The following is an 18214-nucleotide window of genomic DNA, read 5'->3' on the forward strand; positions in this document are numbered from 1 at the left end:
GTCACACCTTGCGCAACAGGTGTTCGGCTCCCGTTCACGCGATGTTTGGCTGAACGGCCGTTATCTCGCGAAACGACACGGGCACGCCGGCGTCAGCCGCGCCCCTGGCTGGCAACCGCAGCGGCGCCGGCGGCGGCCGCCTCCGGGTCGAGATAGGTGCCGCCGGGCACCACCGGGCGCAGGTGAGCGTCCAGGTCGTAGCGCAGCGGGATGCCGGTCGGGATGTTCAACTCGGCGATCTCGTCGTCGGACACCTGATCGAGGTGCTTGACCAGGGCCCGCAGCGAGTTCCCATGCGCCACGATCAGCACCGTCTTGCCGCTGCGCAGGGCCGGGATGATGACGTCGGTGAAATACGGCAGGAAGCGCACGACCACGTCGGCCAGGCACTCGGTGAGCGGGCCTCCGCCGATGTCGGCGTACCGGGGATCGGTGTCCTGGCTGTAGGTACTGCCCTTCTCGATGGGTGGGGGCGGTGTGTCATAGCTGCGCCGCCAGGCCATGAACTGTTCGTCGCCGTAGCGGGCCTTGGTCTCGGCCTTGTCCAGCCCCTGCAGCGCCCCGTAATGGCGTTCGTTGAGCCGCCAGCTGCGCCGCACCGGAATCCACAGCCGGTCGGCGGCGTCCAGCGCCAGGTGCGCGGTGGAGATGGCGCGGCGCAGCAGCGAGGTGTACAGGATGTCAGGCAACAAGTCGTTTTCGATCAGCAGCTCACCGCTGCGCACGGCCTCGGCACGGCCCTTTTCGGTGAGGCCGACGTCGACCCAACCGGTGAAGAGGTTGCGCGAGTTCCATTCGCTTTCGCCGTGGCGAAGCAGTACCAGCGTGGCGGTTTCACCCATGCCGGTTAGTCTCTCACGCACTCATTCAGCGGTCGTCAGTGTCGTCATCGTCGTCGTCGATCAGGTGCGCGAAGGCCTCGAGGTTCTTCAGCGACTCGCCGCGCGACACCCGCCAGTCCCACTCCTTCTGGATGGACGAACGAAAACCCAATTCCAGCAACGTATTGAAGTCCGAATCCACCGCTTCGAGCACTTGCCCGAGCACTCGGTCGAGCTCGTCGGCGTCCACCGAGGCCAGCGACATCCGGCCCACCAGATAGATGTCGCCGACCTTGTCCAGCGTGTAGGCCACGCCGTACAGGCGCCGGTTGCGCTTGAGCAGGAAGCGGTAGACGCCTTCGTGGTTCTCGTCGGGCTTGCGGCACACGAACGCCTCGACCCGCACAGAGTGCTCGCCGACGCTCAGGATGGTGTTGGTCTTGAGCTTGCGCTCGCCGGGAAGCTCGACCACCACCCCCGACAAACCACCGTGGGCGCCACCATGTTTCGAGTAGTTCAGGCCACTGGCCTGCAGGGCATCCTCGATCACCCGCTCGACGGTGGAGGTCACGCGCCCACGCCCCGGCGCTCGGCGGTGTATTCGCGAATCGCGCGCCGATAGCTGGCCAACAGCGCGTCGGTGGTGTGGTCCCAGGAGAACGTGGCGGCATGCGCGGTGGCCGCGCGGCCCATCGCGTCGGCTTGCGGCGCGGACAATCGCAGCAGCCGACCCAGGGCATCGGCCCACTGCTCGACATCGTGCCCGGCCACCAGCGTGCCGGTCACCCCGTCCCGCACGGCCACCGGCAGCCCACCGACCGCGGCCGCGGCCACGGGCGTCCCACACGCCTGCGCCTCGAGGGCGACCAGACCGAACGACTCCGAATAGCTGGGCACCGCAACCAGATCGGCCGCCTGGAACAGGGTGGCCAGATTGGGGCGCGACTGCGGGGGCAGGAACGTCACGCGCCCGGTGATACCGAGTGCGTCGGCCAGCCGGGCCAATCCGTCCGGGGACGCCAGGCCGCTACCCGAGGGGCCGCCGGCCACGACGATGCGCACGCCGGGCAGCTTCGCGGCGGCGCGCAACACGATGTCGGGCGCCTTCAGTGGCTGGATGCGGCCGACGAACGCGACGATGTCCTCATCGAGCGGAAGCCCCAGCGCGGCGCGGGCCGCCCTGCGGTCGCCGGGACGGAACACGTCGAGATCCACCCCGGGATGGACGACGTCGATTCTCGCCGGGTCGGCGTGGTGGATCGAGATCAGTTGCTTGGCTTCGTCGTCGGTGTTGACGATCAACCGGTCCGCCTCGTCGACGACCTGCTGCTCGCCCACCGTACGCAGCGGCGGTTCGGGAGAATCCCCCTTTGCCAGCGCCGCGTTCTTGACCGCGGCGAGCGTGTGCGCGGTGTGCACCAGCGGCACGGCCCAGCGATCGCGCGCCAGCCAGCCGACCTGCCCGGACAGCCAGTAGTGCGAGTGCACGATGTCGTAATAGCCGGGCTCGTGCGAAGCCTCGGCCCGCAGCACCGCGGCCGCGAACGCGCACAGCTGGGTGGGCAGGTCGTATTTGTTGAGGCCCTCGAACGGGCCCGCCACGACATTGCGGACCAGCACCCCGGGCGCCACCCGCGCTACCGGCGGGTCGGTGGAAGCGGTCGCGCGCGTGAAGATCTCCACCTCGATGCCCCGCAGCGCCAGGTGCAGCGCGGTCTGCAGCACGTAGACGTTCATGCCGCCCGCGTCACCGGTGCCGGGCTGGGCCAGTGGTGAGGTGTGAACCGCCAGCACTGCGACCCGGCGCGGTTCATTCAGCCGGAAGACGTCATCGTGGCGCACCCTGTCATCTTTACAGGATGGTTCACCGGCCAGCCCAAGCGCGCTGGACACGGTGCCGTGTCAGGCGGATGACTCGTCGCGGGTGACGTCGTGCGCCCGGGTGTCCAGCGCCCCCGCGCGGCGCATCGCGCCCAGGGGATCGGCATACAGCCCCGACAGCGAGACGGTTCCCGCGCCGGCCTCCTGCACCCGGTTGCCGAAGGCGGTGAGGCGGATGTCGCGCGGCCCCAGCACGGAGCGTTCAACGAACGCCGCCTCGACCTGCTCCATCGCCTCCGGGTACTCGGTGAAGGCCTGGCCGCCGACCACCAGCTCGTCGGGGTTGAGCATGTCGCGCAGCAATGCCACCGCCTCACCGAGCACGCGGCCCCGCTCGGCGAGCAGCTCCTTGGCCTGCTCGTTGCCGGCTCGCGCCACGCGCAACAGATCGGAGATGCCGGCGGCGGATCCGTTGGCGCGATTCGCCGGGGCGAAGGGCAGGATGCGCAGCTGACGTGCGACGGCGACGACGGCCTCGTCGCTGACGGTGGACTCCAGTTGGCCGGTACCGCCGAGCAGCTCCGAGTGGGCCGGCAGGGTTGCGATGGTGCCCGGCCCGCTGGCCGGGACGTGTACCCGACCACCGATCACCAGCGCATAGCCCACCGTCTCGCGGGCGTAGACGTACAAGCTGGTCGGCGAGCTGGGCATGAATCTCCGCATGCCCAGCAGCAGCTCGGCGCCGGCCATGGCATCGACGTGCGAGGCCACCGAGACCGGCAGGCCCAACGCGTCGGCCAGCACCTGTCCGACCGGCGCCTGCCGCCAGCCCAGGCGCGGGTGATCCACCTGGCCGGTGGCGCCGTCGACGGTGCCACCGATGGCGACCCCCACCCACAAGGGGCGCCGGCGATGCCAGCGCCGCAGGTAGCGGCGGGCGCTGTCGGCGAGCGTCGCCAGGGCGGGTCCGGCCGGGCTGCGCGGCGTCGGGGTCTCGACGGTGTCGAGGGTGCGGCCGAACAGGTCGGTGGCCACGATGCTGGTGGTTCGTGCACCGATGTGGATGCCGAGCGTCACGAACGGCTCGTGGTTGACCTCGACCGGCACGCGCGGGCGGCCGATCGCGCCGGAGACGGCCAGGTCGGCGCGCTCGCGCAGCAGGCCTGCCTCCAGCAGTGCGATGACCTGGCGGTTGACGGTGGCGATGCTCAGCGAGGTGACGCCTGCGATGACGTCACGGCCGACGGGGCCACGCAGCCGGACGGCCCGGAACACCGAGGCCGTCGCCGAGTCGGGGATGTTCAGCGCCGGCGGCACGATCTGGCGGCGCACCGAGCGGTGTCCCTTTTGGCCAGGCAGGTGCCCAACGGCACGGCCGGGCGAATGATGGGTATGGGTGAGGGTATTGGTGCGCACGAGCGTCCTTTTGTCCGAATTTTGCTGGCCGTCTTGGCCACACCTGGCTTGGGTCAGGAGCGGCAAAGTGCGCAGCAACAACACGCACCCGCCGCGCAAAGACACGCGGTGGTCGTGGTGTTGGACAGGGCGCTGAGAAGCACACGCAAAATCTAGCACGTTCATTAAGGTTGTTTCGATGGTTAAAACTGGCAGGAATACACGTGTCGCGGTCATCACCGGTGCCAGCTCGGGAATCGGCGCAGCAACCGCCCGCAACCTCGCTGCGCAGGGCTTTCACGTCGTCGCGGTGGCGCGCCGGGCGAACCGGATTGAGGCCCTGGCCAGTGAAATCGGCGGTACCGCCATTGTGGCCGATGTCACAGATCAGGCGGCGGTGGAAACATTGGCGAGCAAATTGGATCGTGTCGACGTGTTGGTCAACAACGCCGGCGGTGCCCGGGGGCTGGCGCCGGTCGAAGATGCCGACCTCGCACACTGGCAGTGGATGTGGGAGACCAACGTGATCGGCACGCTGCGGGTCACCCGAGCGTTGTTGCCCAAGCTGATCGACTCCGGCGACGGGCTGATCGTCACCGTCACTTCGGTTGCGGCACTTGAGGTTTACGACGGCGGCGCCGGATACACGGCGGCCAAACACGCCCAGGGAGCGCTGCATCGCACGCTGCGCGGCGAACTACTGGGCAAGCCGGTGCGGCTCACCGAGATCGCCCCGGGGGCGGTCGAGACGGAATTCTCGTTGGTCCGCTTCGACGGCGACCAAGACCGCGCGGACGCCGTCTACACGGGCATCACGCCGCTGGTGGCCGACGACGTGGCCGAGGTGATCGGGTTCGTCGCGTCGCGCCCGCCGCACGTGAATCTGGACTTGATCGTGATGAAGCCGCGCGACCAGGCCACTACCTCCCGGTTCAACCGCCTGGGGTAGCCGGGCCGGTGCTGGCGGGTGTCGTCGACGTGGTCGGGGTGCCCGACAGGGTCGGCGCGTTGGACGGCGTGACCGGCGCGGTGACCGGAATCTGTGTGGACGGCGGGTGCGCGGTCGCCGGCGGCAGCGCGGACATGGCCACCCAGGTGTCCCAGTCCACGGCCCAGTCCCAGATGTCGCCGTCGGAGTAGGACAGCTGGATCGAGCTGCCGGTCACCTCGACCGGGTCCCCGTACATCGCCGACTGGAAGTACTGCTCGGCGTCGCCCGTCGACAAGTTGATGCAGCCGTTGGTGACATTGGTGTTTCCCTGGGCGCCGGCGCTCGCCGGGTTGGCGTGGATGAACTCGCCATTGTTGGAGATGCGGACCGCCCAGCGTTCGTGCACGTGGCTGTAGCCGGCGGCCGGGTTGGACATGTAGAAGTCGGCGTATTTCTCGCTGACCACGTGGATGCCGTTGCGGGTGACGTTGCGCGCCTTGTCGGCCTCGCCGTAGCTGCACGGGAAGTCCATGATGACGCCCTCGTCGCGGATCACCTGGATGCGGTGCGAGGAGACCTCTGCCTTGACCACCTGCCGGCGGCCGATCTGGATGTTCAGGGAGATGTCCTCGGCACCGTAGGCGCTGTCGCCGAACGGCAGGCCGTAGAGCTTGGCCTCGACGTTCACCGTGGTGCCCGCCGGGTAGTACTCGCGGGTGCGCCAGTGCGCCCGGGCACCGGCCGCCTCGTCGGGCAACCAGGCCCAGCTGCCCTCGACCGGCGGGTTGGTCGTGACGGACAGCGCCCTTTCGACGGCGGCCTTGTCGGTGATCGGCGCGTCGAACTGGATGATTATCGGCGCCGCGACCCCGACGGTCTGGCCGTCGGCGAGCTGGAATGCCCCGCTGATCTTCTTGCTGGGCGACACCGTGGTGAACTTGCCCGCCACCGGGACCGCCTTGCCGTCGTGCCCGACGGCCGCGCCGCTCCACGTATAGGTCTGGTCATAGCCCAGCGGCTCGGTGGTCGTGTAGACGGTGCGGTCTTGATTGAAGGCGCCCGCGACGGCCTTGCCCGCCGAGTTCGACAGGGTGACGTGCTGGAACCAGCCGTCATTGACCTCAACGCTGACCGGGGCGATCGGCACCACATTCTCGGTCGCATTGGCGGGCTGGTATTTGAGCTGCGGCGCCGGCTGTTGTTTCTTCTCGGCCTGGTTCGCGGTCGTGCCCCCGCACGCGGCCAACACGTTGGGGGCCAGCACACCCAATCCCAGGGTCGCCAATGCCGCACGCCGGTTGAACGGCCGCGGGGCGCTGGACGGGGTCACGAAAGTCAAAGATACCGGGGAAAAACGGGCCGTCCGGCCACCACAAATCGGGGCCGGGCGCGCGCCGGCGAATTCTGCGGCTACAACCTGCAGCCGAGCAGTACGGGTTCGGGGACCAGTGTGATGCCAAACACAGCGCGGACGCCGTCGCGGACGGTGCGCGCCAGCCTGATCACGTCGTCGGAACCCGCGCCGCCGCGATTCGTCAGTGCCAGGGAGTGCTTGGTGGACAACCGGCAGGGCGCCTCGAGGCCCCCCGCGCCCGGCTGCGGATACCCCTTGCCGAAGCCCGCCCGCTCCACCAACCAGCCGGCGGCGAGCTTGATCCCGCCGGGCGCCGGGTAGTTCGGGACCGGCCCGTCGGCGGTTGCGGCCAGCCGTGCGTAGACGTCCGCGGGGACCACCGGGTTGGTGAAGAACGAGCCCACGCTCCAGGTGTCGTGGTCGGCGGCGTCGAGCACCATGCCCTTACGCGCCCGCAGGGCGAGCACGGCGTCGCGAACGGTTTGGGGGTCGGCACGCTCGCCGCCGGCAACGTTCAATGCGGCGGCCAGCTCGCCGTAGCGTAACGGGGCGCTGCGCCCGGATGCGTCCAGCGCAAACTCCACTTCCAATACGACAGAAGGGGTTTCGAGTCCGTCGTCGCCGCCGCGTTTGAAGGCGCTGGTGCGGTAGCCGAAACCCAGCTCGCCGGCCGGCACCCAGCGCACCTTGCCGCTGCCGCGATCGAGCACCCGGACTTGGGTGATGGTGTCGGAGACTTCGGCGCCGTACGCTCCGACGTTCTGCACCGGGGTGGCCCCGGCCGACCCGGGGATGCCGGACAGGCACTCCAGGCCGCCGAGGCCGTGCCCGATGGCGGTCACGACGACGTCGTCCCATACCGCGCCCGCTTCGGCGCGGACCATGTTGCCCTCGACGGTGATGCCGCCATTGGCCAGCCGCACCGCGGTCAGGTCGGTCAGGGCGTCGGAGATCACCAGGTTGGAGCCGCCGGCGAAGACCAGCACCGAGTCACGTTGCCCGCCAAGCGTTTCGGCGTCCAGGGCCCGCAATGTGGCGATCACCTGTTCGGTGGTGGTGCAGGTGATCAGGCGGCGCGCGGTCGGTCCGACGCGCAGCGTTGTCAGCGGCGCCAGTGGCGCCGCGTCGACCACCGCGGCACCGGCGAACTCCGAATCGGCTCCGCTGGATTTCATGGCCCGTAACGGTAGCCTGACCTGCTATGCCGCGTTCCTTCGACTTGTCGGCCGACTACGACGGCAGCGTTGACGAGGTACATCGGGCCTTCACCGACGTGAATTACTGGCGGGCCAGGCTGACGGCGTCCGGCGCCGATGTCACCACGCTGGAGTCGATGCGGGTCGGCGGTGGGTCCGGTGACGAGGACACCGTCGAGGTCGTCACGCTGCAGGTGATCCGCAGCGCCAAACTACCCGGGATGGTTACGCAGCTGCACAGCGGTGACCTGCGGATCCGCCGCCATGAGGCGTGGGGGCCGGTCACCGGCGGCGCCGCGACGGGCTCAGTCGTGGGATCCATCGTCGATGCGCCGGTGAACCTGGCCGGCACCGCCGTCCTGGAGCCCATCGAAGAGACCGGCGGCAGCCGGCTGACGTTCCGCGCCACGGTTCAGGTGCGCGTGCCGATCATCGGGGGCAAGCTGGAGAACTTCATCGGAAGCCGGCTGGCCGAACTGGTCGCCGCCGAACAACGCTTCACCACCGAGTGGATCGCCAAAACGGACTGAGGATTTCGACCGTCGCCGCGGCGGCGCGCATGGTCACCGGGCCTAAGCTGGCGCTCATGCGAATCGCCTTGGCGCAGATCCTCAGCGGCACCGACCCCCGGGCAAATTTGCAGCTGGTGGCCGATTACAGCCGCCAGGCCGCCGACGCGGGCGCGAAGCTGGTGGTGTTCCCGGAGGCGACCATGTGCCGGTTCGGCGTGCCGCTGGGCCCGGTCGCCGAGCCGGTCGACGGGCCATGGGCCGACGGGGTGCGCCGCATCGCCGCCGATTCCGGCATCACCGTCGTCGCAGGGATGTTCACCCCGTCGGGCGACGGGCGGGTGAGGAACACATTGATCGCGGCCGGTCCGCGCGGTTCGAAGTCGGACGCCCACTATGACAAGATCCACCTCTACGATGCGTTCGGATTCACCGAATCGCGCACGGTCGCGCCGGGACACGATCCGGTGGTGATCACCGTCGACGGCGTCCGGGTGGGACTGACCGTTTGCTATGACATTCGTTTCCCCGCGCTCTACACCGAGTTGGCCCGCCGCGGCGCCGAGGTGATCGCGGTCTGCGCGTCCTGGGGCGCGGGTCCCGGCAAACTCGACCAGTGGACGCTGCTGGCTCGCGCTCGCGCACTCGATTCGATGAGCTACGTCGCGGCCGTGGGTCAGGCGGATCCCGGTGACGCTGACCCGTCCGGGTCGGGCGCACCGACCGGCGTCGGGGGCAGCCTCATCGTCTCGCCGCTGGGCGAAGTCGTCGCGTCGGCCGGGTCCCTTCCGCAGCTACTGGTTGCCGATATCGACGTCGACAGGGTGGCCGAGGCCCGCAGGAGTATCGCGGTCCTGCGCAACTACTCGGACTTTACTCAGGTTGATAGGGCAGAATCAGTCGGGTGACGAACCCACAAGGACCCCCGAACCAGGACCCGTCGAAGTGGGCCCGTCCCTCCAACCAGGGACCCTTCGGCCAACCGCCCACGGAGCGGCCGACCGAGCGGCTGAGCACCGGCGGGCCGGGTCACGTACCCCCGCCGCCGCCCGCACACGGTCCCCCGCCGGGGCGGACCGAGCGATTCGGGACGCCGCAGCCGAACATGCAGCAGCCCGGCTACCCGCCGCCACCCACCCCGCCCGCCGGTCCGACGGAGCGCCTGACCACTCCCCCCGGCGAGGACGCGGCGTCCGGGAAGAAGAAGCGCCGCTTCGGCCGTGACCCGGTCTCGATCCTGCTGATCTTCGTCATCGTGATCGCGCTGATCATCGCCGCGCTCATCGGGGCCGAGCTGTACGTGCGCCACGTCGCGAACAACAAGATCGCCCAGGCGGTGGCGTGCGAGGTCAAAGACCAGGCCACCGCGTCCTTCGGGGTGACGCCCCTGATGCTGTGGCAAGTCGCGACGAAGCACTACACCAACATCTCGGTGGAGACCGCCGGCAACAACCTCCGCGACGCCAAGGGCATGAAGCTGTCGGTCAACGTCAACGACGTCCGGCTCCAGGACAGCGGCAACTCGAAGGGCACCATCGGTTCGCTGGACGCCACCATTACCTGGACCAGCGACGGCATCAAGCAGTCGGTGCAGGACGCCGTCCCGGTCCTGGGTCCGTTCGTCACCAACACCGTCACCACGCATCCCGCCGACGGGACCATCGAGTTGAAGGGCATGTTGGACAACATCACGGCCAAGCCGGTCGTGTCGGGCAACGGGTTGCAGCTGCAGATCGTCAGTTTCAACGCGCTCGGTTTCACCATGCCCAGGGAATCCGTGCAGTCGACGCTGGACGAGTTCACCTCCAACCAGACCAAGAACTACCCGTTGGGTATCCACGCCGACAGCGTGCACGTCACCGACACGGGCGTGACGAGCCATTTCTCGACGAAGAACGCCAGCATTCCGAACGGCAACGACAACGACCCCTGCTTCGCCAACCTCTGACGGCGAGCGACCTAGCTGAGCCTGTCGAGGCCGTCGAGCACTGCCCGGGTGCCCGAGAGCCCCAGGCGGGTGGCGCCGGCATCGAGCATCGCGAGCGCGTCCGGGGCCGTGCGGATGCCGCCGCTAGCCTTCACCCCGAGGCGGTCACCGACCGACTCGGCCATCAGGGCAACCGCGCGTGCGCACGCACCGCCGGCCGGATGAAATCCGGTTGACGTCTTTACGAAGTCGGCGCCGGCGTCTTCGGCGGCGCGGCATACCTGCAACACGGTGGCCTCGCCCGCAAGCGCCAGTAGCGCCGCCGACTCCACGATCACCTTGAGCACGGTGCCGCCGATGGCGCTGCGCACGGCATGGATATCGGAACGCACCGCGTCGATGTCGCCGGCCAGCGCCGCGCCGACATCGATGACCATGTCGACCTCGCAGGCACCGGACGCGACGGCCAGGGCCGCTTCATGCGCCTTCACCGCCGGCAGGTGCTTGCCGGACGGAAACCCCGCCACGCTGGCCACCCGCACGCCGGTGCCGGCTCGCACCGCGACGGGAACCATCAAGGGCGAGACACACACCGCGTAGACGCCCAGCTCGGCCGCCTCGGCGACGAGGGCCGCGACGTCGGCGTCGGTCGCCTCGGGTTTGAGCAGGGTGTGGTCGACCAACGCCGCCAGCTGCGCGCGACTCGGGTGGGTTGCCATCAGAAGGATTCTTCCGGACCGCCGGGATTGCAGCCGGCGCCGACCATCTCAGTGTCGTCGACGACCGGTCGCCACGGCTCCAGGTTCCAGCTGACCTTGCCAGGCTGGGCGAGTTCGGCGAACTGCCAGTGACACAGGAACTGCGCGCGCATGCCGGCGGTGTCGGCGTCCGGAGACAAGGCGATCACCTCGGCCCAGGCCTCGTCGGCCGGCGCCGCGGTCGCGGGAAGGCGCGAGGCGGTTCGGCCGGCCGGCGACGGGAACACCCGCAGGCTAGGTCGGCCCTGCCACTGCGCCCACTGGGTGTGGTCGATGTAGGGCGGGGCGGGCGGATCCGCCGCGCCGCTGCCCGGGTCGGGCGCGGCAACGGCGTGCGGTGTCGAACAGGACAAGGCGACGAGCACCGCGACCGGCGCCGCCAGCACCACCCTCATTCCGCTAGCGCGACTTACCTTGAATCTCAAGCAGTTTGGGCCGAACATCGACCAGATACACACCGGCCGCACAGGCCGCGATCGCCATACCTAGCACGCCGAAAACGAAACTCAAGATGGAACACAGCGCGACGGCCCCGCCCAGGATCAGCAACCACACCGGTTTGGTCAGCTTCTCGGCGGCGGTATAGGCGTCGGGTCGTTGCAGCGCGGCGTGCACGAAAGCATAGATCGCCGTCACTAAAACGGCGATCTGCAGGATCAACATGACGGTTCCCACGAGGTGGTTCACGCCTTAAGGGTATGCGGGCACCCGCCAAAACGTCGACTCCGAGTCACCCGAAGGCGACTCGGAGCCGAACGTCGTGCGAGTGGCGTGCCCTACTTCTGGGTGACCTTCTTGGCCGGAGCCTTCTTGGCCGGAGCCTTCTTGGCCGGAGCCTTCTTGGCCGGAGCCTTCTTGGCGACGGCCTTCTGGGCCTTCTTGGTGGTCGCTTCGGTCTTGCCGGGCAGCTCGATGCCAACCAGCTTGGCGGCGCGCTCGCCGACCGCGCGGGTCTGCGAGGCGACGGTGCCGAGAGCTTCCTGAGTCAGCTCGACGGCCTGGTCGACGTAGCCCTCGGCGCGCGCGGAGGCGTCCTCGAACGCAGTCTGGTTACGCAGCCGCTGCAGGGCCGCCTCGCCGCGCTCCACGAGCTCGTTGTAGCGGGTGGTCGCGGCCTCCAGGTAGCCCTCGGCCGCCCTGCGCAGCTCCTCGGTGGTGAACTTGTCGCGCAGCTCGGTGAACTGATCGGGCAGGTCCTCCTGGAGTTTGGTCAAGCGGGCGCGACGCTCTTCGACCCGGGTGCGGGTCTCGACGCGGGTCTCTTCGGCGCGCTCACGCAGGCCGGCGATCAGGTCGTTGACGGTGGCCAGGGCCAGGTCGGCCGCGCCCAACGCTGCGAGCAGCGGGGCCCGCAGGTCCTCGATGTTGGTGTTTTCCGCCATGGTCTTTCCTTTCATGATGTGTCTTCGGTATCGACGTTATTCGGTGTTTTTAGCTGTCTGGTCGAGAAGTTAGGTGCAAACGTCTCCTTCGCAACTGGGACCGCCAGTGCCGGGGCGGGTCGTCCAGCAATTCGGCTGGAACCGATAAGTCCCCCCTTTCGGGTAACCCCGACGGCCGGTCGTCTATACATCACCAATTCGCGACCGCGATCTAATTAGCCCGCTCTCCGGCGCAAACCCCCAGTTCAGATGGGTTTACAGCGCCGGTCAAGTGGACCGATCATTCGCTGTCAGATTCGGTCGAACACTCCTCTTGGATCGATTCGTTTTGTTGGGTGAACGATGAGTAGATATCGAGCAGGATTTGCTTTTGCCGCTCGGTGATCGCGGTGTCAGTGACGATCGCGTCCCGCACCTGACTTTTGTCACTGGGTTCGAGAATCCCGGCGCGCACATAGAGAACCTCGGCGGAGACCCGGAGGGCCTTCGCGATCTGGTTCAGGACGTCGGCGGAGGGCTTACGCAACCCGCGCTCCACCTGGCTCAGATATGGATTGCTGACCCCGGACTTCTCGGCGAGTTGACGCACCGACACCTGCGCGAGTTCGCGCTGGCTACGGATGAAACTCCCGATGTCAGAGGCCATGTCGGAGGCAGCGTTGGACACCTTGGCGGAGAGCTTCTCCTCGGGTGTCATGGCGTGCTCCGGGTCGGTCGGCTGATCTTGACGCGCCCAGACTACTACAAGTGCTTGCTATTGCAAGCACTTGTTAGCACCGCTAGAAAATCGCTAGATCAACAACTGCGCGACCGCATAGATCACCAAACCCGCCAGCGAGCCGACCACGGTCCCGTTGATCCGGATAAATTGCAGGTCACGGCCCACGTGCAGTTCGATGCGCCGGCTGGCCTCCTCGGCGTCCCAACGCTCGATCGTGTCGGTGATGATCGCTGTGATCTCCACCCCATACTGCGAGACCAGGTGCTGGGCTGCCCGGACCAACCAGTTGTCGACCTTATCCCGCAGGTCGGCATCGTCGCGCAGCGATTCCCCGATGCGGACCACGGTGTCGGCGATGCGGGTGCGCAGCGCACTGGACGGGTCATCCACTCCCTCGAGCACCAGCCGTTTCAGTGTCTTCCACGCCGTCGCCGCGGCGTTGGCGATCTCGTCGCGCGCCATCAGCTGCTCCTTGATCGCGTCGGCGCGCGCGATGGTGTCCGGGTCGTGCTGCAGGTCCTCGGCGAAATCGAACAGGAAGCGGGTGGCCGACCGGCGCAATTCGTGGTCCGGATTGCGGCGCACTTTGTCGGTGAAGTCCATCAGTTCGCGGTGGATGCGGTCGCCGACCAGGTGGTCGACGAAGCGAGGCGACCAGGTCGGCGAGTCACGCTCGACCACCCGTTGAATGACCTCGCCGGCCCTCAGCGACCACTGAAAGGCCCGGTCGGCAAGCAATTGGATCAGCGCCTCCTGCCGGTGCTCGGCCAGCAGGGTGGCCAGCACTCGACCGACCGGCGGGCCCCACTGCGGTTCGGCGATCCGGCGCACGATCATCCGGTCGATCACCTGCTGAACGTCTTCGTCGCGCAGAAGTTCGACCAGCACCCGCAGCACCGTGGCGGTCTCGCTCGCCACCCGCTCTGCGTGGACGGCCTCCGACAGCCACTTGCCGAGCCTGCCGGATACCTGGGCGTCGCGCAGCTTGGTCTCCACGACCTCGGGCGACAAGAAGTTTTCCCGGACGAACGTGCCCAGACCCTCGCCAAGCTGGTCTTTCTTGCGTTTGATGATCGCGGTGTGCGGGATGGGAATGCCCAGCGGGTGCCTGAAGAGCGCGGTCACGGCGAACCAGTCCGCCAGCGCGCCCACCATGCCGGCCTCGGCGGCGGCGCCGACGTATCCGACCCAGCCCCCCAGGCCGGCATGCGCCTGGGCCCACCGGCAGGCGAGGAACACGACGGTGGCACCGATCAGAAAGCTCAGTGCCACCATCTTCATCCGGCGCAACGCCAGTCGGCGCTGCGCGTCGGCTTCGGGATCCGCGCCGGCGAAGGATTCGGCAAACGACGCGCGATGGGGGGTCTGCGCGGCCGGCGGCGTCGTCGAATCGGGCCTCGCCCCCCGCGTGCCCGACGCTTCGCCTCTCACCGAGGCTCGATGTGCCACCACTACATCATCTATCTTTCCCGCCGATTGGTGTGACGACACTGTTTGCGACGTCTCACCCGCGCCCGGCCAGGCCAAGAAAGCGACCCCTCACGCCGTAAGATCATGGACGTCCAGGGAATGGGAAATAGGCGGACTGTGGCAGAGCAAATCACAGCTGTGAGCGTCAAGATGGATGGGCGCAAGCGGCGCTGGCACCAACACAAAGTGGACCGTCGTAACGAGTTGGTCGACGGCACGATCGACGCGATTCGCCGGCTGGGTGGCGCGCTGAGCATGGATGAGATCGCCGCGGAGATCGGGGTCTCAAAGACGGTGCTGTACCGGTATTTCGTCGACAAGAACGACCTGACCACCGCCGTGATGATGCGGTTCACTCAGACCACCCTGATTCCCAACATGGCGGGGGCGCTGACGTCTGGCCTCGACGGCTTCGACCTGACCCGCGAGGTTATCCGCGTGTACGTCGAGACCGTCGCCAACGAGCCCGAGCCGTACCGGTTCGTGATGTCCAACAGCTCGGCCAGCAAGAGCAAGGTCATTGCCGATTCGGAGCGCATCATCGCGCGCATGCTCGCCGTACTGATGCGCCGCCGCATGCAACACGCCGGGATGGACACCGGTGGCGTGGAGCCGTGGGCGTATCTGATCGTCGGCGGCGTGCAGCTGGCCACCCACTCGTGGATGTCGTACCCGCGAATGAGTCGCGATGAGTTGATCGACTACCTGACCATGCTGAGCTGGAACGCGCTCAAGGGAATCGTCGAGGTCGGCGGATCGCTGGAGAAATTCCGCGAGGAACCCCATCCGTCACCGATCGTGCCGCCCCGAGAAAGTGAGTTCGGATCCTGACCGCGGCGTCCGCACCCGCTGCGCCTTTGGGACTCCACAGTTCCGTGTGAGGCGAGGCACGCGACTTGGACGGCGACCGGGACCGCCGCAGGTACTAACATGCAGGAGAGCATTGGGGGATTAACGGGGGTCATCGTTGGCTGCCTGCCCTCGGTCCCCCGCATATAGGAAGGCTCGTATCGGCATGTCTGTGCAGCTCACGCCGCATTTTGGAAATGTGCAAGCTCATTACGACTTGTCCGACGACTTCTTCCGACTGTTCCTGGATCCCACCCAGACCTACAGCTGCGCGTACTTCGAGCGTGAGGACATGACCCTCGAGGAGGCGCAGATCGCGAAGATCGATCTGGCGCTGGGAAAGCTCAAGCTCGAGCCTGGGATGACTCTGCTGGACATCGGCTGCGGCTGGGGGGCCACCCTGCGGCGAGCCGTCGAGAAATACGACGTGAACGTCGTCGGCCTGACGCTCTCGGAGAACCAGGCCGAGCACGTGCAGAAGTCGTTCGATCAGATGGACACCACCCGCAGCAGGCGGGTGCTGCTGGAGGGCTGGGAAAAGTTCCACGAGCCGGTGGACCGGATCGTGTCGATCGGCGCGTTTGAGCACTTCGGTCGCCAGCGCTACGGCCGCTTCTTCAAGATGGCCTACCAAGCGCTGCCGCCAGGCGGAGTGATGTTGCTGCACACCATCGTTCGGCCGTCGTTCAGGGATGCCCGCGCCAGGGGCATGAAACTGACCCACGAGATCGTCCAGTTCTCGCAATTCATCCTGGCCGAGATCTTTCCCGGCGGCTGGCTGCCGACCCCGCAGACCGTCGGCGAATACGGGGTCACGGCGGGCTTCGACCTGACCCGGGTCCAGTCGCTGCAGTTGCACTACGCCAGGACACTGGATCTATGGGCCGAGGCGCTCGAGGCGAATCGCGAGCAGGCGTTGGCCATCCAGTCTCAGGAGGTCTACGACCGCTACATGAAGTACCTCACCGGCTGCGCGAAGCTGTTCCGGGAGGGCTACACCGACGTCAACCAGTTCACGTTGGAGAAGTGACCGGCTCACCATAGGCACTCAGCCCCAACGGATCACCGTTGTGCGCTGAAATGCTGTGAGCTACTTGACCAACGTGAATTGCCCCACATTGCTGATGCCCTTGCGGAAGAAGTTCTCGCACCCGGTCAGATAGTGCATGTACTTGTCGTAGATCTCCTGGGACTGGAGAGCGATCGCCTTCTCCTTGTTGGCTTCCAGATTCGCCGCCCAGATGTTGAGGGTCCGCGCGTAATGCTCCTGCAGCAGCTGCACCCGCTCGATCGAGAAGCCCGCGGCCTCGCCGAATTTGAAAATGTCTTTCTGCGCCGGCAACTGACCCCCGGGGAAAATCTCCTGGCCGATGAAGCGCGCGAATCGAATATCGCTCATCGTCAATGTGACGCCCAGTGCGGGATATTCCTGCCAGTGATACATCAAGATCGTATGCAAAAGCATCCGGCCATCATCGGGAAGGATGTCGTAGGCGCGTTCAAAAAATGCGGAATAGCGTTCCATCTTGAATGCTTCGAAGGCGCCGATGGAGACAATCCGGTCGACCTTGTCTTCGAACTCTTCCCAGCCCTGCAGGCGCACCTCGATGTTGCGGTTGGTCGGCAGGCCGGCCAGCTTGTTCTTGCTGTACTCGAACTGGTTGCGGCTCAGCGTAATTCCGATGACATTGACGTCATATTTCTCGACAGCCCGCTTCAGCGCGCCGCCCCAACCGCAACCGATGTCGAGCAGCGTCATCCCGGGCTCGAGGTTCAGCTTTCCCAATGCCAGGTCGAACTTCGCAATCTGCGCTTCTTCGAGCGTCATGTCATCACGCTCGAAATAGGCACACGTGTAACCCATCGTGGCATCCAGAAATAACGCGAAAAATTCATCCGAGACGTCGTAGATGGACTGCGACTCCTCGTAAAAGGGCTCCAATCGCGTCATGCTCGCTGCATACCTTTCGTCATGGTTAACGCGAGCATATTACCGATCGGTCAGTGGGCTGTCATCGGGACCCGGTGAGTCTTCGGAAGTTGCTCAGTAAGTATAAAAGCCCTGACCGGTCTTCTTTCCAAGCCGGCCGGCCTCCACCATGCGCAGCAACAGCGGCGGCGGGCCGTACTGCGGTTCCTTGAACTCCTCGAACATCTTGTCCGCGATCAGCTTCAGGGTGTCCAGACCGACCAGGTCGGACAGCCGCAGCGGGCCCATCGGGTGCGACAGCCCCGCCACCACGGCCTTATCGACGTCTTCGACGGTGGCAAAACCGGCTTCCACCATGCGGATTGCCGACAGCAGGTAGGGCACCAGCAGCGCGTTCACCACAAAGCCGGACCGGTCGGAGCAGCGCACCACCTGCTTGCCCAGCACCGCGCTTGCGAATTCCTCGGTGCGCGCGGCGGCGGCGTCGTCGGTGACCAGGGTGCTGACCAGTTCGACCAACGGCAGCACCGGGACGGGGTTGAAGAAGTGCAGACCGAGGACGCGCTGCGGATTCTTGGTGGCGGCGGCGATCTTCATGATCGGGATGCTCGAGGTGTTGGACGCCAGAACCGCGTCGGGATCGGTGATGACCCGGTCGAGTTCGGCGAAGACCTGCGCCTTGACGGCGTCGTCCTCGATGATCGCCTCGATGACCAGTTGGCGGTCGGCGAGGTCCGTCAGGTCGGTGGTGAAGGTGAGCTTGCTCAGCGCCCGGTCGCGTTCCCGCTCGGTCACCTTGCCGGCACTGACGCCGCGCTCAAGTGACTTCACGATGCGGTTGCGTCCGGCCGTGATGAGGGCCTCGGTGGTTTCGAACACGGTCACGTCGACATCGGCGCGCACCGAGACCTCGGCAATGCCGGACCCCATCTGTCCGGCCCCGACAACTCCTACCCGCGGAATCGTTGCGTCACTCACTGATCTCTCCGGTGTTGTATCGTCTTGCACCGCAATAGGCCCCGCCCAGATTTAGCTGGGCGGGGCCTACGCTACTTCATCTCATTCTCCGGGCGCGGCTTGCGCCGCGGGCTCACTGCCTCAGTGTCTCAGTGGCTCAAGCCCACTGTTCCACTTCGTCCTCGCGGCCAAA

20 protein-coding genes are annotated in these 18214 nt (G+C 66.8%); 6 read left to right on the plus strand and 14 right to left on the minus strand.

Going from position 1 to position 18214, the window contains the following annotated elements:
- Positions 1 to 92: 92 nt before the first annotated feature.
- From AC5Y4F_RS22495 to AC5Y4F_RS22510, 4 genes are read right to left on the minus strand one after another with little or no spacing between them, the layout of a single operon-like run.
- Positions 93 to 842, minus strand: coding sequence for a phosphoglyceromutase (locus AC5Y4F_RS22495; protein ID WP_067934887.1), 750 nt, complete (start codon positions 840 to 842; stop codon positions 93 to 95).
- A gap of 25 nt (positions 843 to 867) precedes the next feature.
- The gene (locus tag AC5Y4F_RS22500; protein ID WP_067934889.1) at positions 868 to 1392 is read right to left on the minus strand and encodes a type III secretion system chaperone family protein; all 525 of its coding nucleotides are present in this window, start codon (positions 1390 to 1392) and stop codon (positions 868 to 870) included.
- Entirely contained in the window at positions 1389 to 2663 is a 1275-nt protein-coding gene (gene mshA, locus AC5Y4F_RS22505; RefSeq protein ID WP_499998764.1) for a D-inositol-3-phosphate glycosyltransferase, read from the minus strand. The genes AC5Y4F_RS22500 and mshA overlap by 4 nt, the downstream gene beginning before the upstream one ends.
- A 60-nt stretch (positions 2664 to 2723) precedes the next feature.
- Positions 2724 to 4001, minus strand: a complete 1278-nt coding sequence (locus AC5Y4F_RS22510) for an ROK family protein (RefSeq protein ID WP_499998801.1) — start codon at positions 3999 to 4001, stop codon at positions 2724 to 2726.
- 235 nt (positions 4002 to 4236) lie between these two features.
- On the opposite strand from AC5Y4F_RS22510, the gene AC5Y4F_RS22515 reads away from it, so the two are divergent.
- The gene (locus AC5Y4F_RS22515; RefSeq protein ID WP_067934892.1) at positions 4237 to 4986 is read left to right on the plus strand and encodes an SDR family oxidoreductase; all 750 of its coding nucleotides are present in this window, start codon (positions 4237 to 4239) and stop codon (positions 4984 to 4986) included.
- On the opposite strand, the gene AC5Y4F_RS22520 is transcribed toward AC5Y4F_RS22515, so the two are convergent.
- Both AC5Y4F_RS22520 and AC5Y4F_RS22525 read right to left on the minus strand, forming a co-directional pair.
- On the minus strand, positions 4970 to 6346 hold the full coding sequence (locus AC5Y4F_RS22520) for a L,D-transpeptidase (RefSeq protein ID WP_197520571.1): 1377 nt from the start codon (positions 6344 to 6346) through the stop codon (positions 4970 to 4972). The genes AC5Y4F_RS22515 and AC5Y4F_RS22520 overlap by 17 nt on opposite strands.
- 32 nt (positions 6347 to 6378) lie before the next feature.
- A complete protein-coding gene (locus tag AC5Y4F_RS22525; RefSeq protein WP_499998767.1) occupies positions 6379 to 7497 on the minus strand; it encodes a UDP-N-acetylmuramate dehydrogenase in 1119 nt (372 codons plus the stop codon).
- A 26-nt stretch (positions 7498 to 7523) separates the two neighbouring features.
- Between AC5Y4F_RS22525 and AC5Y4F_RS22530 the strand changes: the two genes are divergently transcribed.
- Genes AC5Y4F_RS22530 through AC5Y4F_RS22540 form a run of 3 tightly spaced genes read left to right on the plus strand, consistent with a single transcriptional unit; the run spans position 7524 to position 9975 of the window.
- Complete coding sequence (locus tag AC5Y4F_RS22530; protein WP_499998769.1) at positions 7524 to 8048, plus strand: DUF2505 domain-containing protein; 525 nt, start codon at positions 7524 to 7526, stop codon at positions 8046 to 8048.
- Positions 8049 to 8104: 56 nt separating this feature from the next.
- A complete protein-coding gene (locus AC5Y4F_RS22535; RefSeq protein ID WP_499998771.1) occupies positions 8105 to 8935 on the plus strand; it encodes a carbon-nitrogen hydrolase family protein in 831 nt (276 codons plus the stop codon).
- Positions 8932 to 9975 carry an LmeA family phospholipid-binding protein gene (locus tag AC5Y4F_RS22540; RefSeq protein ID WP_499998773.1) on the plus strand — a complete coding sequence of 348 codons (1044 nt, stop codon included), beginning with the start codon at positions 8932 to 8934 and terminating at the stop codon, positions 9973 to 9975. The genes AC5Y4F_RS22535 and AC5Y4F_RS22540 overlap by 4 nt, the downstream gene beginning before the upstream one ends.
- Before the next feature lie 11 nt (positions 9976 to 9986).
- Here the strand turns inward: AC5Y4F_RS22540 and deoC are convergent, their stop codons facing one another.
- The 6 genes from deoC to AC5Y4F_RS22570 form a co-directional block, all read right to left on the minus strand.
- Complete coding sequence (gene deoC / locus AC5Y4F_RS22545) at positions 9987 to 10673, minus strand: deoxyribose-phosphate aldolase (protein WP_067934902.1); 687 nt, start codon at positions 10671 to 10673, stop codon at positions 9987 to 9989.
- Complete coding sequence (locus AC5Y4F_RS22550) at positions 10673 to 11107, minus strand: DUF2599 domain-containing protein (RefSeq protein WP_067934903.1); 435 nt, start codon at positions 11105 to 11107, stop codon at positions 10673 to 10675. Before AC5Y4F_RS22550 ends, deoC begins: the two co-directional genes overlap by 1 nt.
- A gap of 4 nt (positions 11108 to 11111) precedes the next feature.
- Complete coding sequence (locus AC5Y4F_RS22555) at positions 11112 to 11399, minus strand: DUF2516 family protein (protein WP_067934905.1); 288 nt, start codon at positions 11397 to 11399, stop codon at positions 11112 to 11114.
- 89 nt (positions 11400 to 11488) lie between these two features.
- Positions 11489 to 12094: a heparin-binding hemagglutinin HbhA gene (gene hbhA, locus AC5Y4F_RS22560; protein WP_067934912.1), complete on the minus strand. Its 606-nt coding sequence runs from the start codon at positions 12092 to 12094 to the stop codon at positions 11489 to 11491.
- A 280-nt stretch (positions 12095 to 12374) separates the two neighbouring features.
- Complete coding sequence (locus tag AC5Y4F_RS22565; RefSeq protein ID WP_067934907.1) at positions 12375 to 12791, minus strand: helix-turn-helix domain-containing protein; 417 nt, start codon at positions 12789 to 12791, stop codon at positions 12375 to 12377.
- A 93-nt stretch (positions 12792 to 12884) separates the two neighbouring features.
- A complete protein-coding gene (locus tag AC5Y4F_RS22570) occupies positions 12885 to 14111 on the minus strand; it encodes a DUF445 domain-containing protein (protein ID WP_231986377.1) in 1227 nt (408 codons plus the stop codon).
- A gap of 291 nt (positions 14112 to 14402) precedes the next feature.
- Between AC5Y4F_RS22570 and AC5Y4F_RS22575 the strand changes: the two genes are divergently transcribed.
- Complete coding sequence (locus AC5Y4F_RS22575; protein WP_499998777.1) at positions 14403 to 15116, plus strand: TetR/AcrR family transcriptional regulator; 714 nt, start codon at positions 14403 to 14405, stop codon at positions 15114 to 15116.
- A gap of 184 nt (positions 15117 to 15300) precedes the next feature.
- Complete coding sequence (gene pcaA / locus AC5Y4F_RS22580; protein WP_499998779.1) at positions 15301 to 16164, plus strand: cyclopropane mycolic acid synthase PcaA; 864 nt, start codon at positions 15301 to 15303, stop codon at positions 16162 to 16164.
- A 60-nt stretch (positions 16165 to 16224) separates the two neighbouring features.
- Here pcaA and AC5Y4F_RS22585 read toward each other — a convergent pair whose 3' ends face one another.
- Both AC5Y4F_RS22585 and AC5Y4F_RS22590 read right to left on the minus strand, forming a co-directional pair.
- Positions 16225 to 17085, minus strand: a complete 861-nt coding sequence (locus AC5Y4F_RS22585) for a cyclopropane mycolic acid synthase family methyltransferase (protein WP_499998781.1) — start codon at positions 17083 to 17085, stop codon at positions 16225 to 16227.
- 93 nt (positions 17086 to 17178) lie between these two features.
- The gene (locus AC5Y4F_RS22590) at positions 17179 to 18042 is read right to left on the minus strand and encodes a 3-hydroxybutyryl-CoA dehydrogenase (protein WP_499998783.1); all 864 of its coding nucleotides are present in this window, start codon (positions 18040 to 18042) and stop codon (positions 17179 to 17181) included.
- Between the last annotated feature and the right edge of the window lie 172 nt (positions 18043 to 18214).

This window comes from Mycobacterium sp. NGS56 (assembly GCF_059812425.1).

Coding starts and splice junctions, on each gene's coding strand:
- AC5Y4F_RS22495 (WP_067934887.1), bottom strand. CDS start 842: ATGGGTGAAACCGCCACGCTGGTACTGCTTCGCCACGGCGAAAGCGAA.
- AC5Y4F_RS22515 (WP_067934892.1), top strand. CDS start 4,237: ATGGTTAAAACTGGCAGGAATACACGTGTCGCGGTCATCACCGGTGCC.
- AC5Y4F_RS22525 (WP_499998767.1), bottom strand. CDS start 7,497: ATGAAATCCAGCGGAGCCGATTCGGAGTTCGCCGGTGCCGCGGTGGTC.
- AC5Y4F_RS22530 (WP_499998769.1), top strand. CDS start 7,524: ATGCCGCGTTCCTTCGACTTGTCGGCCGACTACGACGGCAGCGTTGAC.
- AC5Y4F_RS22535 (WP_499998771.1), top strand. CDS start 8,105: ATGCGAATCGCCTTGGCGCAGATCCTCAGCGGCACCGACCCCCGGGCA.
- deoC (WP_067934902.1), bottom strand. CDS start 10,673: ATGGCAACCCACCCGAGTCGCGCGCAGCTGGCGGCGTTGGTCGACCAC.
- AC5Y4F_RS22550 (WP_067934903.1), bottom strand. CDS start 11,107: ATGAGGGTGGTGCTGGCGGCGCCGGTCGCGGTGCTCGTCGCCTTGTCC.
- hbhA (WP_067934912.1), bottom strand. CDS start 12,094: ATGGCGGAAAACACCAACATCGAGGACCTGCGGGCCCCGCTGCTCGCA.
- AC5Y4F_RS22565 (WP_067934907.1), bottom strand. CDS start 12,791: ATGACACCCGAGGAGAAGCTCTCCGCCAAGGTGTCCAACGCTGCCTCC.
- pcaA (WP_499998779.1), top strand. CDS start 15,301: ATGTCTGTGCAGCTCACGCCGCATTTTGGAAATGTGCAAGCTCATTAC.
- AC5Y4F_RS22585 (WP_499998781.1), bottom strand. CDS start 17,085: ATGACGCGATTGGAGCCCTTTTACGAGGAGTCGCAGTCCATCTACGAC.